The 13,142-nt window shown below is 41.8% G+C and carries 10 protein-coding genes; 9 read left to right on the forward strand and 1 reads right to left on the reverse strand.

Going from position 1 to position 13,142, the window contains the following annotated elements; translation table 11 throughout:
- Positions 1-181: 181 nt before the first annotated feature.
- The 8 genes from sigW (at position 182) to JNUCC21_RS01160 (ending at position 10,524) form a co-directional block, all read left to right on the forward strand.
- The gene (gene sigW, locus JNUCC21_RS01125; RefSeq protein ID WP_003156766.1) at positions 182-745 is read left to right on the forward strand and encodes an RNA polymerase sigma factor SigW; all 564 of its coding nucleotides are present in this window, start codon (positions 182-184) and stop codon (positions 743-745) included.
- Between the two features lie 13 nt (positions 746-758).
- Positions 759-1,385 (forward strand): anti-sigma-W factor RsiW, encoded by a 627-nt coding sequence (gene rsiW / locus JNUCC21_RS01130; RefSeq protein WP_011996220.1) that lies wholly within the window; start codon positions 759-761, stop codon positions 1,383-1,385.
- 165 nt (positions 1,386-1,550) lie between these two features.
- The gene (cdaA, locus tag JNUCC21_RS01135; RefSeq protein WP_003156763.1) at positions 1,551-2,372 is read left to right on the forward strand and encodes a diadenylate cyclase CdaA; all 822 of its coding nucleotides are present in this window, start codon (positions 1,551-1,553) and stop codon (positions 2,370-2,372) included.
- The gene (locus tag JNUCC21_RS01140; RefSeq protein ID WP_072588739.1) at positions 2,365-3,804 is read left to right on the forward strand and encodes a YbbR-like domain-containing protein; all 1,440 of its coding nucleotides are present in this window, start codon (positions 2,365-2,367) and stop codon (positions 3,802-3,804) included. Before cdaA ends, JNUCC21_RS01140 begins: the two co-directional genes overlap by 8 nt.
- Before the next feature lie 17 nt (positions 3,805-3,821).
- Positions 3,822-5,168, forward strand: coding sequence for a phosphoglucosamine mutase (gene glmM / locus JNUCC21_RS01145; protein WP_007408011.1), 1,347 nt, complete (start codon positions 3,822-3,824; stop codon positions 5,166-5,168).
- Between the two features lie 431 nt (positions 5,169-5,599).
- On the forward strand, positions 5,600-7,402 hold the full coding sequence (glmS, locus tag JNUCC21_RS01150) for a glutamine--fructose-6-phosphate transaminase (isomerizing) (RefSeq protein WP_003156758.1): 1,803 nt from the start codon (positions 5,600-5,602) through the stop codon (positions 7,400-7,402).
- Between the two features lie 857 nt (positions 7,403-8,259).
- Entirely contained in the window at positions 8,260-9,597 is a 1,338-nt protein-coding gene (locus JNUCC21_RS01155; protein WP_025284148.1) for an AAA family ATPase, read from the forward strand.
- Complete coding sequence (locus tag JNUCC21_RS01160) at positions 9,598-10,524, forward strand: DUF4435 domain-containing protein (protein ID WP_025284149.1); 927 nt, start codon at positions 9,598-9,600, stop codon at positions 10,522-10,524.
- 406 nt (positions 10,525-10,930) lie between these two features.
- Here the strand turns inward: JNUCC21_RS01160 and JNUCC21_RS01165 are convergent, their stop codons facing one another.
- Entirely contained in the window at positions 10,931-11,812 is an 882-nt protein-coding gene (locus tag JNUCC21_RS01165) for a hypothetical protein (RefSeq protein ID WP_072588740.1), read from the reverse strand.
- 134 nt (positions 11,813-11,946) lie between these two features.
- On the opposite strand from JNUCC21_RS01165, the gene JNUCC21_RS01170 reads away from it, so the two are divergent.
- Positions 11,947-13,113, forward strand: a complete 1,167-nt coding sequence (locus tag JNUCC21_RS01170; RefSeq protein WP_072588741.1) for a DUF4885 family protein — start codon at positions 11,947-11,949, stop codon at positions 13,111-13,113.
- Positions 13,114-13,142 lie beyond the last annotated feature (29 nt).

Below are 13,142 nucleotides of genomic sequence, written 5' to 3' on the forward strand. Positions count from 1 at the left end.
TCGATTTCTGATTGTTCATCAGATATACTATTTTTAAGCTGCTGTTAAGGCAGTATATTCTGTATTTTCCATCTACACCCTGCCTGAAATTTGGTAAAATAAATGTAATAAAAAAAATGAAACCTTTTAAAACAATCAACGTATAGATACAGACCGGTGAAGGGCAGAGGTAAGATAAAACATGGAAAACCTGATTAAAAAAAGAATCAAGCAAGTCAAAAAAGGCGATCAAAATGCGTTTGCAGAAATCGTTGACCTTTATAAAGATAAGATTTACCAGCTTTGCTACCGCATGCTCGGCAATGTTCACGAAGCGGAAGATATTGCGCAGGAAGCTTTTATCAGAGCGTATGTCAATATCGACAGTTTCGATATCAACAGAAAGTTTTCAACGTGGCTTTACAGAATTGCGACCAACCTGACCATTGACCGCATCCGCAAGAAAAAGCCTGATTACTATCTGGACGCAGAAGTAGCGGGAGCAGAAGGGCTGACGATGTATTCGCAGATCGCCGCGGACGGGGTTCTCCCTGAAGACGCCGTATTGTCATTGGAGCTGTCGGACACAATTCAGAAAAAGATTTTAAAGCTGCCTGACAAGTACAGAACGGTTATTGTATTAAAGTATATTGACGAACTCTCTTTAATTGAAATCGGGGAGATTCTGAATATCCCTGTCGGCACCGTCAAGACAAGGATACACAGAGGCAGAGAGGCTCTTAGAAAACAATTGAGGGATCTTTAAGTGGGGTGATGAAATGAGCTGTCCTGAACAGATCGTGCAGCTTATGCATAAGCATCTTGATGGAGATATCCTTCCTGAAGATGAAAACGTATTAAAACAACATTTGCAGTCATGCGGGAATTGCAAACGGCATTTTCATGAAATGGAGAAATCCGTAGCACTCGTCCGAAGCACATCGCATGTCACGGCCCCTGCTGATTTTACTGCCAAAGTTATGGCGAATCTTCCAAAAGAGAAAAAACGCGCTTCTGTAAAACGATGGATCAAAACTCATCCGATGATTGCAGCCGCAGCGGTTTTTGTGATTTTAATGGGCGGCGGTTTTTTCAACAGCTGGCATAATGACCACAATTTCAGTGTGTCCAAACAGCCGAACCTTGTCGTGCAGAATCACACGGTCACCGTCCCTGAAGGCGAGACCGTAAAGGGCGATGTCACAGTAAAAAACGGCAAGCTGTTCATTGAAGGAAAAGTCGACGGCAATGTGACCGTCGTCAACGGAGAAAAATACATGGCCTCAGCCGGACAAGTCACCGGGCAGATTGAAGAGATTAACCAATTGTTTGACTGGGTCTGGTACGAACTGAAATCGGCGGGCCAGGGCGTCGTGAGCGCTTTGGACCCGAGTGAAGATGAGTAAAGCGTATAATCGCTTTACTCTTTTTTTGTGCATCGCCGCTCTGGCTCATTTCACTTGAGAAATCAAAATGTGGTATAATGAGCACGCTATATGATGTACATATTGCTCATGCAGCACAATTCATAACAGAAAAACGAAATGACTGAATTCTTGGAGGACGAGGAAATGGCTTTTGAGGACATCCCATTTTTGCAATACCTCGGCAATGCCGTTGATATTCTCCTTGTTTGGTATGTGATATATAAATTAATCATGGTCATACGCGGGACGAAGGCGGTTCAGCTTTTAAAAGGAATCGTCGTCATCGTATTGGTCCGGATGGCCAGTTCATATTTGGGACTCAGCACGCTTCAGTGGCTGATGGACCAAGCGATAACATGGGGATTTTTAGCGATCATCATTATATTCCAGCCTGAGCTGAGACGGGCGCTTGAACAGCTCGGACGGGGCCGGTTCTTTTCCAGGAGCGGAACCCCCGTGGAGGAAGCGCAGCATAAGACAATTGAAGCGATTACAAAATCGATCAGCTACATGGCGAAACGCCGCATCGGCGCACTCATCGCGATTGAGCGCGATACGGGAATGGGCGATTATATTGAGACGGGCATCCCGCTTAATGCGCAGGTCAGCTCGGAGCTTTTGATTAATATCTTCATCCCAAATACACCGCTGCATGATGGAGCGGTCATTATGAAAAATAACGAGATTGCGGCGGCTGCCTGTTATCTGCCGCTTTCTGAAAGCCCGTTTATTTCAAAGGAGCTGGGGACGCGTCACAGAGCGGCTGTCGGCATCAGTGAAGTGACGGACAGCTTAACCATTATTGTATCTGAAGAGACGGGCGCCATCAGTGTGGCCAAAAACGGAGACCTTCATAGAGAATTGACGGAAGAAGCACTGAAAGAAATGCTTGAAGCCGAGTTTAAGAAAAACGCCAGAGATACTTCTTCTAACCGCTGGTACTGGAGGGGCAAGAAAAATGGATAAATTCTTAAACAACCGCTGGGCTGTAAAGATCATTGCATTGCTCTTTGCGCTGCTGCTTTACGTTGCGGTTAACAACAACCAGGCGCCGACTCCGAAAAAGCCGGGGGAATCCTTTTTTCCGACATCAACGACTGACGAGGCTACGCTTACTGATATTCCTGTAAAAGCATACTATGATGAAGCGAACTATGTCGTCACCGGCGTGCCCCAGACCGTAAATGTCACGATTAAAGGCTCGACAAGCGCGGTGAAAAAGGCGAGACAGACGAAGAATTTTGAGATATACGCCGATATGAATAAGCTGAAGACCGGGACTCATAAGGTCGAATTGAAGGCGAAAAACGTATCGGACGGACTGACAATCTCCATTAACCCGTCAGTCACGACGGTTACGATTCAGGAAAAAACGGCTGAGAGTTTTCCTGTGGAAGTTGAATACTACAATAAAAGCAAAATGAAAAAGGGATACACCCCTCAGCAGCCGATTATCAGCCCGAAAAACGTGCAGATTACAGGTTCGAAAAATGTGATTGATAACATTTCACTTGTCAAAGCATCCGTGAACCTTGAAAATGCAAATGAGACCATTGAAAAGGAAGTGAAGGTGACCGTCTATGACAAAGACGGCAACGCACTTCCTGTTGATGTTGAACCGTCAGTCATTAAAGTGACGGTTCCCGTAGCAAGTCCGAGCAAAAAGCTTCCTTTCAAAATCGAAAGAAAGGGAAGTCTTCCGGACGGGGTGAGCGTTGCGAGCATTGACTCGAATCCGAGTGAGGTGACGGTTTACGGCCCGCAGTATGTGCTGGATTCACTTGAATTTATTGACGGCGTATCTCTTGATTTAGGCAAAATTGATAAAGATACCGATATCAATGCCGATATCCCGCTTCCTAAGGGTGTCACCAAGGTATCACCGGAAAAAATCACGCTTCATGTTAAAGTGGACAGTGAAGACAAAAAGGATTTTGACAATGTCGGAATCAAGACGGTCGGACTGGGAGGCTCACAGCAGATTGAGTTTCTCGATCCTGAATCGCAGGCGATAAATATTACGGCCAAAGGCTCTCCCGCCAACATTAAGGCGCTGAAAAAGTCGGACATTGAACTGTATGCCAATGTCTCGGACTTGGATGACGGAGAGCACTCTGTAAAGCTTGAAGTAAACGGCCCGCAAAACGTCACATGGTCCCTGTCAAAAGACACGGTTAAGATCAAGCTGACTTCTAAGAAAAACACAAGTTCAAATAAAAATGACGGCGGCTCCGCTGATTCCGGCAATAAGAACGGCACAAGCGGAGACGCAGACAAAGACAAGAACAAGAACCGGGAAGACGACACTGACAGCGATCAGAATAAAAGTCAAAACCAGGATCAAAATCAAGACCAGGATGAAGACGGATCAAGCGCTGATTCTTCTTCAACAGAATGAAAAAGGAGCGATACAAAATGGGCAAGTATTTTGGAACAGATGGTGTAAGAGGTGTTGCCAACAGCGAGCTTACGCCAGAGCTGGCCTTTAAAGTTGGGCGTTTTGGCGGTTATGTCCTGACCAAAGATAAGCAGCGCCCGAAAGTGCTGATCGGCCGTGATACACGTATCTCCGGACATATGCTGGAGGGAGCCCTTGTCGCCGGACTTTTATCGATCGGAGCTGAAGTGATGCGCCTCGGCGTTATTTCTACGCCGGGGGTATCCTATTTAACGAAAGCCATGGATGCTGAGGCGGGCGTCATGATCTCCGCTTCTCACAACCCCGTACAGGATAACGGAATTAAATTTTTCGGAGGGGACGGCTTTAAGCTTTCTGATGAGCAGGAGGCCGAGATTGAACGTCTCATGGATGAACCGGAAGATAAGCTGCCGAGACCGACAGGCGCGGACCTCGGGCTTGTAAACGATTATTTTGAAGGCGTTCAAAAGTATCTGCAATTTTTAAAGCAGACGGCGGACGAAGATTTCACAGGCATTCATGTAGCGCTTGACTGCGCCCATGGTGCGACATCATCCATTGCGACGCACCTTTTTGCCGATCTCGATGCTGACGTATCTACAATGGGGACGTCTCCGAACGGATTAAACATTAATGATGGCGTCGGGTCTACACACCCGGAAGCGCTGAGTGCTTTCGTCAAAGAAAAAAACGCCGATATCGGCCTTGCGTTTGACGGAGACGGCGACCGCCTCATTGCTGTTGATGAAAAAGGAAACATCGTCGACGGTGATCAGATTATGTACATATGCGCGAAGTATTTGAAATCAGAGGGCCGTCTGAAGGATGATACCGTCGTATCGACTGTGATGAGCAACCTCGGTTTTTACAAAGCGCTTGAAAAAGAAGAAATCAAAAGCGTTCAAACGGCAGTCGGCGACCGCTATGTCGTAGAAGCGATGAAAAAAGACGGCTATAATGTCGGCGGCGAGCAGTCAGGGCACCTTATTTTCCTTGATTACAACACTACCGGCGACGGTCTTTTGTCCGCGATCATGCTTGTGAATACGCTGAAGGCGTCCGGCAAAACTCTTTCAGAACTTGCGGATGAAATGAAAAAATTCCCGCAGCTCTTAGTGAACGTGAAAGTGACGGATAAATATAAGGTAGAAGAAAACGCTAAGGTGAAGGCCGTTATTTCTGAAGTGGAAAAAGAAATGAACGGAGACGGCCGGATTTTAGTGCGCCCGTCAGGCACCGAACCGCTCGTCCGCGTGATGGCCGAAGCGAGAACAAAAGAGCTTTGTGACGAATATGTCACAAAAATCGTGGATGTCGTGCGGACAGAAATGGGAGCGGAGTAGCGAAGTTTATAAGCAGAGAGCGAACAAGACAAGTGCGATCAGCATAATATGATAGTAAACATGATGCCGGGGCGGCAAAAAATAATTGACCGTCCTTGGCACATGCTGTAAAATCAAGCTTGTTCAGCCTTTGTTTTTCACTTGCAGGAAAGGCGGGATTGTTTGCATCTTTTATAATTACAGCGCCCGAACTAAGCGCCCGAAAAACGGCTTAGTTGACGAGGATGGAGGTTATCGAATTTTCGGCGGATGCCTCCCGGCTGATTCATTTAGATCACAGCCGTAAGGATTTCTTCAAACCGGAGGGGCGACTCTCCGAACAAAGAGAAATCACATGATCTTCCAAAAAAACATGTGGGAGGGGACGATTGAAAGTCCCCTTGTAATTTGACTTTCTTCGTCTCCTTTTGCACCTTTAGGAGGAAGAAAAAATGTGTGGAATTGTAGGTTATATCGGTCAGCTTGATGCGAAAGAGATTTTGTTAAAAGGATTAGAGAAGCTTGAGTACCGCGGTTATGACTCTGCCGGTATCGCTGTGGCGAATGAGCAGGGCGTGCATGTGTACAAAGAAAAAGGCCGCATCGCCGACCTTCGTGAAGTGGTGGATCACACGGTTGAATCTCAAGCGGGAATCGGCCATACACGCTGGGCGACTCACGGCGAACCAAGCTTCCTGAACGCTCACCCGCATCAAAGCGCACTCGGCCGCTTTACACTTGTTCACAACGGTGTGATCGAGAACTATGTTCAGCTGAAGCGCGAATATCTTGAAAACGTTGAACTGAAAAGCGACACGGACACTGAAGTAGTCGTTCAAATGATCGAGCAATTTGTGGCGGGAGGACTTAGCACAGAAGAAGCGTTCCGCAAAACACTGACTCTGTTAAAAGGCTCTTACGCAATTGCATTATTTGACGGTGAAAACACAGACACCATTTACGTTGCAAAAAACAAAAGCCCTCTGTTAATCGGCCTTGGAGATACGTTTAACGTCGTGGCATCTGACGCGATGGCTATGCTTCAAGTAACGAATGAATACGTTGAGCTTTTGGACAAAGAAATGGTGATCGTGACAAAAGACGAAGCCGTGATTAAAAACCTTGACGGTGAAGTCATGACACGTGCGTCTTATATCGCTGAGCTTGACGCCAGTGATATCGAAAAAGGCACATACCCTCACTACATGTTAAAAGAAACGGATGAGCAGCCGCTTGTTATGCGCAAAATCATCCAAACGTATCAAGACGAAAACGGCAGACTGGCTGTGGCCGGCGATGTCGCTGACGCCGTGGCGGAAGCGGACCGCATTTATATCGTGGCTTGCGGAACGAGCTACCATGCCGGTCTTGTCGGGAAACAATATATTGAAATGTGGGCAAACGTCCCGGTTGAAGTGCATGTAGCGAGTGAATTCTCCTACAACATGCCGCTTCTGTCTAAGAAGCCGCTCTTTATCTTCCTTTCTCAAAGCGGAGAAACAGCGGACAGCCGCGCCGTGCTTGTTCAAGTCAAAGCGCTGGGTCACAAAGCGCTGACGATCACAAACGTTCCGGGATCAACGCTTTCCCGTGAAGCGGATTACACATTGCTTCTGCACGCAGGCCCTGAGATCGCGGTTGCATCAACAAAAGCGTATACGGCTCAGATTGCCGTGCTTGCGATCCTTGCGTCCGTTGCAGCAGAACGCAACGGTGTTGATATCGGTTTTGATTTAGTCAAAGAATTAGGTATCGCGGCAAACGCCATGGAAGCCCTCTGCGACCAGAAGGACGAAATGGAAATGATCGCGCGTGAGTACCTGACTGTTTCAAGAAACGCTTTCTTCATCGGCCGCGGCCTCGACTACTTCGTATGTGTCGAAGGCGCCCTGAAGCTGAAAGAGATTTCTTACATCCAGGCGGAAGGCTTCGCCGGCGGCGAGCTGAAGCACGGAACAATCGCTCTGATTGAAGAAGGAACACCGGTCTTTGCGCTTGCGACACAAGAACACGTCAACCTGAGCATCCGCGGAAACGTGAAGGAAGTCGCAGCCCGCGGCGCCAACACGTGCATCATCTCGCTGAAAGGCTTAGAAGACGCAGACGACAGATTCATCCTGCCGGAAGTCAACCCTGCGCTTGCTCCGCTGGTATCTGTTGTGCCATTGCAGCTGATCGCTTACTACGCTGCACTGCACCGCGGCTGTGACGTTGATAAACCGCGCAACCTTGCGAAGAGTGTGACTGTGGAATAGGATCTGATTTAGTGAAAAACAGTATGTAAGATAGAAATAAAGTCGTATCGTTTGCGAAAATATGTAATGTTTGTAAAAAAGTTGCATGTCTTACCCCTTTAGATTACTATAAGTCTAAAGGGGTATTTTTATGTTTGAAAGAGCAAGAACATCACAAGTAGTGGAAAAGATTATAGAAGGACGTGGCACGGGGTAACTACTGATTTCAAATATTGGCTAAAGATACAAGATGTTTCTTGCTAAGCAGAACAACATGTTCAAAAGATAAAGTTTAAATAAATTGCCAAAATACCAATAGTTTCTCAAAAGAAATTATAGAAACTATATTCGACTTAGCATGGTATAAAATAACTAACGAAGTATGAAAAATGATGAGTTGTATTAATTTCAATTTTGACAATGATTCCTGATTTATGTACAGAAAACAATTGAAAATTTGTATTTTAATTTCCTATTAGAGTGGAACAATAAATATCCAGTTATAACTTCGATGCCTGAGGGAGTATCATTTGTGTAAGAAACAAATAAATCAGCGTAGATATTAAGTAAAGAAATATATCTTGAAGACTGAACGCTATTCCAAAGATACTTTAAACTGATTGTTGAAAAAATAGATATAAAATATATATTTACTTATTTACAAATAAATTCATGACTATCATACTAGTGATAAAATATAATTTCACGATACGGCTCTGATCGACCTGATGATACAGGAAGAAATAAATTCTTCGAAGGATCTAAAAACTATTAATTAAAGAAGTACAAGTACATGTAAATTCAAAGAATTTGTTGTGTAATTAACTTGCTTGAAGAAAATTTAGAAAAAAAAGAAAATTAAAGCGAGGTAAAGTATTATGAAACTAAAAGAAATATCCATCAAAAAATTATTTGGTTTTTTTGACCATGATGTCAAATTAAATGTTGACAGAGGGATAACGATTATAATTGGTGAGAATGGGTTAGGGAAAACCAAAATATTAGAAATGATAGAGGCGTTTTTTAAAGGTGAGTTTTATAAGCTTACAAATGTTGAATATGAAAGCATTATTTTTAAATTTGAAGATGATGTTTCTTGGGAAGTTTTTAAAAATGAGTCTCAGGAAAAAGGAGTTTCACTTTCTGTTATTCAAAATAGGAAAGGAAAAAAAGAAGAAGAAGTTTTCTTACTAGAACTAGACGTATATAACCCGGAAGCTATTAGAAGGGAAGCAATGCATATAGGAAGGGTGAGTAATACTTTAAGGAGGGTTTCACCTAATACGTGGGAACACAGATATACTGGGGAACTCTATAATCCATTAGAAGTTGTTGAAAAGTTTAGTCCCAATCATCCAAGAAGATTTGATAATGAATTTATAAGAAATTTAGACTTAGATCAGTGGTTTGTTGATAGATTTGAGAAAGTACAAGTTTCTTTAATTGAAACACAACGAGTTTACAACTTTGAAAATCCAGATAGAGCGCCTATTGAAACTGTAAAAAAGTATTCTAAAGAGTTAACAGAATTGATAAAACAAAAATTAACAGTGTCAACAGAGTTATCTTCTAAATTAGATAGAACATATCCCAATAGATTAGTTAATGAATTAAAAAAAGGAAATCGTAATGTATCAGAGGATGATTTGATTCGTGAACTTAAGGCCTTAGAAGATAAGCGTAGTTTACTTGATGAAGTTGGTTTAGTAGAAACTGATAAAAATTCAGATCTTCTTTTTATAGATAGCCCTGAAGATACTGTGAAAAATGTTCTTATGCTATATGTTAAAGATAGCTTTGAAAAGTTAAGTATATTTGATGAAATAGCCGAAAAGATTAGGTTACTATTAAAGATTATTAATGAAAGATTTAAGCATAAAAAGTTATATGTAAATAAAGAAGATGGATTTGCGTTTAAATCCACAGTACTTAAAGATGAGGATATATATAGACAAATTCCTTTAGAACAGCTTTCTTCTGGAGAAAAGAATGAATTGATATTGTTCTATCACCTGATATTCAATACAAGTCCCAATTCTTTAATCTTGATAGATGAACCTGAAATTTCTTTACATATTTCATGGCAAAATAAATTTATTTCAGATTTGAAAGAAATCCATAATTTAAATAAACTAGACATCCTGATAGCTACTCATTCCCCAGATATTATATCAAATAATTGGGATTTAAAAGTTGAATTACAAGGGGTGGAATAAGTGTTTGAGCACATGACACCTGAGAGAACTGCAAATGCAATTATGCAAGATACCACATTTAATGGAACATATTTAATTGTAGAAGGGACAAAAGATTTTAATCTTTATGGTAAATTTTTTGATATTGGTGATACTGTAGAAATCAAACAAGTGGGGGGTAAAGAAAAAGTTATAGAAGTTATAAAAATTTTAGAGGAACGCAAGTTTAAAGAGAAGATAGGAATAGTAGATGCTGATTTTTCTAAAATCTTGGGGGAGGAACAGTTAGTAAAAGATATATATTCTACAGATTATCACGATAGTGAAGTTATGATGTTCAAATCTCAAGCATTAGAGACAGTATTATATATCTATGTTACAAAGAAAAAATTAGATGAGTTTTTGAGTGGTAGAGAAATAAAGGATAGTTTATTAAATATCGCTAAAGAAATAGGATTATTAAAACTGGCAAATCATTTACATAGTTTAGGATTGGCATTTAAGCCTAAAAAAGCAGATGGGAAACCTTTGAAATACAAAGATTTTATAGATGAGAAGGCATTACAGTTTAAAGGTAAAGAACAATTAATAAATACTGTTTTTAATTATTCAATTAATAGATCTAGTCAAATGGCGGATAAGGAATTCGTGAAACAAAAGATTGACGAGCTATCAAAAAATGAATACGATTTACTGCAAATAGTAAATGGGCATGATTTATCAAATATTATATATTTATTACTGAAAAAAACTCTCAGAAGTTCTAAAAAATCGTTGCTTGATTATAATGCTATTGAAGATTCATTTATTATGTCATACGAGGCAAGATATTTTATAGAGACAAAATTATTCCGGGATCTTTATAAATGGTCAAGTTCAAATGATGTAAAACTTTTTAAGGAAGATGTTAAAGAACTTTATCAAAAAATGAATATTGTAAGGGTATAGGCGTTTTCTATATAAATAATTAGGCCCTAAATTAAAAGTCACCCAATTTGATCAATCTTATTTCAAAATAGATTCTAATTATTTGCTTAGAAATACAAGCTCATGAGCTCTTTCTTATCAAAATTTATTCAAACCAAACAGTTGATCAATGGTCTAGGCACTTTATTGATTTTAGCGGTTTTACTGCTTTGACATATCAGTTCTGCATTAAATGTTAAAAAGGCGCTATATCATTCATTTTTCAAAAACGTCCCTTTTTCACCAAATAGAACTTGTCAATCGATATACCCTATCTTCCATGTTTCTCTCTATATATACAAAAGTTCATCACTTTACAAGGACTCATAAATTCATTTTTTTATGTTAAGCAGAAAGCCGCCCGCATAATAGGCGGCTGTTCTTCTCATTAATACTGTGATGTCACATCGTACTCATAATCAATCTTCAATTTTACATTTTTCATAGTCGATTTAGCTGTTGCAAGTGTGTTGTATTTAAAATTCCAGATGCTTGCCGCTGAGAGGTTATCATCCAGTGTAATACCGTAATTCCCTTGTGTGGAGCTGTTTGCAAGTGCACGGTGCCACACTTTATTTTCTTCCGACATGATGTAGTGGCTTGTATTTCCTTGGCTTGGTGTTTGGGTTGCGGTGGTGTTGATTCTTTTCACTGTGGCGTCTCTTGGAATGCTTGTCTGTTTGGTTAAGTCGAGTCTAAGAACAGTTGAATCTGATCCATTCGGACTGAGGCTTGTGTTCCCTTTATTTTCAGCTGTACCGCTGAATGAGAAGGTCTCACTGCCGGATTTGATTCGGTCGTAAATAGAGAGTGTAAAGTACATATCGTCAGTGTAGGAGCCGCGGGACACTTTCACGTAGAACGTCTCGTTATTTTCTTTCGCATCTGTATTCGCATAGATAAAAGGTAGCGCCGTATCAGGATTTATCACTTCTGTGCCTTTACTGATCAGTACTTTATTTTTATTATAAATTTCAATGTCCATTCCCTTGTATTCACTTCTTGTTGAACTCCTGACATAAAGTCTTTCTCCCTTATTTGCCGTGAAAGTGAAATACGAATCTTTTTCCCCTTTTGGCAATATGGCAGTATCAATATTTTTATATTTCCAGTAGCCTACTGGATTGGCAGTTTCAAATGAATGATTTCCTGTAATGGCGCTTATTTGTGATGAGTTCTTTTGAGACGCAGAGGCTGAGGCTGAAGGTGCAAACAATACGCCTGATAATAAGATTGCACTGACAAATAGTATAGATATATACTTTTTCATGGAAAATTCCTCCTTTTTGACTACATCATACATAAAAACCCTCATGATGTAAACATTTGTTATTTTAGGTTAAAATCAACTGGGAAACAGCCGATACAAACACTAGAACATCATCTCAAGCGGAGGTTAAAAACATGCGCCTAAACGCTCGTTATATAAAAAATCAAGTAATGGCTCAGCAAGTGCTTCAGCGGTATTCTTCCAAAACAAATGTGAAAGATGCGGCAAAAGGGCCGGACAGCTTATTGATTCAGGCAGGCGGGACCCGCGATCTGAGCCAGGTGAATTATTCAAGGAGCGGTGTCACTGAGAAAGGGAGCAGCCTGTCCCGTTTATATCAATCTGCAAATCAGAAAACGATTACGGATAATGGGAAAGAGACGGTAATAGACGCTAATAATCCGTATGAGTCTGAGAGTGATATTGCGAGCAAGATTCTTGATGAGAAATACAGCCGTATCAATGAAATCAATAAACGAAAACCAGATCCTTTGCATTATATTAAGGATAAATACCAGCGTGCCGATTCACCTTATTTCAGAAGTGATTTATCAGAATCGGAGCGTCAGGCCGCTTATCATAATGAAACGGAATGGCTGTTTAAGGGGAAAGCCCAAAGCTATGATTTCCGTGATGCGGCGTTTCGGGGTGAAACGCTCAGCGGAGAGATTGAGGGAGAAAATGAAAAGGTGTTTCAGCGCGGGCAGGTCAATCAGCAGATTGAGATGCTTTTCCATCGGAATCATATTCAGATTCCGGAGGGTGCGAACCTTACATTTACGATATCACCGATTGATTATCTGTTAAAAGTGAGCGGGACGGACGATGAAGAGCTCACTCAGCAGATTGAAGCCGTCTTAAACTCCGGGGAAAACAGCAAAGAGCTGTTTGCGCACATCATTCGCAGCCGGAGTGATGATTCCTCGCAATTTACGGCGGAAGCGTATGAGAAATATCAAGTCGTTCGGGAAATGTATGAGGTGACCGGCTATCATCTGAAAGACTTGCAGATCGTGGACGGAAAGTACGTCACAGAAGACGGCCGCGACCTTTTAGACGTCTATAAGGAAGCGCTGCAGCACGATCCTTTGCTGAAACATACGGCGGCAGAAGCGGCCGCCCATTACGGACAGGGGCTCACGAAGCTTGCGAGAACGGGTTATGACGCCATTCCTGATTTGGTGCTGTCCATTGAGTATAAAAACGGATCTCTGCGTGATGTCGGCCAAAGCAGGCAATACGGATCTGGGGATACAGATTGGCTTTCTGAATGGAAACGGGAGCTGGGTGTGCGTATATAAATTGAGAAAAAAGCTGACGAATGATGCCG

It is taken from the genome of Bacillus sp. JNUCC-21, assembly GCF_041222765.1.
In the GTDB taxonomy this organism is placed as follows: domain Bacteria; phylum Bacillota; class Bacilli; order Bacillales; family Bacillaceae; genus Bacillus; species Bacillus velezensis.

Excerpts from the sequence above, each read along its gene's own strand:
- sigW (WP_003156766.1), top strand. The coding sequence starts at position 182 with ATGGAAAACCTGATTAAAAAAAGAATCAAGCAAGTCAAAAAAGGCGAT.
- rsiW (WP_011996220.1), top strand. The coding sequence starts at position 759 with ATGAGCTGTCCTGAACAGATCGTGCAGCTTATGCATAAGCATCTTGAT.
- cdaA (WP_003156763.1), top strand. The coding sequence starts at position 1,551 with ATGGCTTTTGAGGACATCCCATTTTTGCAATACCTCGGCAATGCCGTT.
- JNUCC21_RS01140 (WP_072588739.1), top strand. The coding sequence starts at position 2,365 with ATGGATAAATTCTTAAACAACCGCTGGGCTGTAAAGATCATTGCATTG.
- glmM (WP_007408011.1), top strand. The coding sequence starts at position 3,822 with ATGGGCAAGTATTTTGGAACAGATGGTGTAAGAGGTGTTGCCAACAGC.
- glmS (WP_003156758.1), top strand. The coding sequence starts at position 5,600 with ATGTGTGGAATTGTAGGTTATATCGGTCAGCTTGATGCGAAAGAGATT.
- JNUCC21_RS01155 (WP_025284148.1), top strand. The coding sequence starts at position 8,260 with ATGAAACTAAAAGAAATATCCATCAAAAAATTATTTGGTTTTTTTGAC.
- JNUCC21_RS01165 (WP_072588740.1), bottom strand. The coding sequence starts at position 11,812 with ATGAAAAAGTATATATCTATACTATTTGTCAGTGCAATCTTATTATCA.
- JNUCC21_RS01170 (WP_072588741.1), top strand. The coding sequence starts at position 11,947 with ATGCGCCTAAACGCTCGTTATATAAAAAATCAAGTAATGGCTCAGCAA.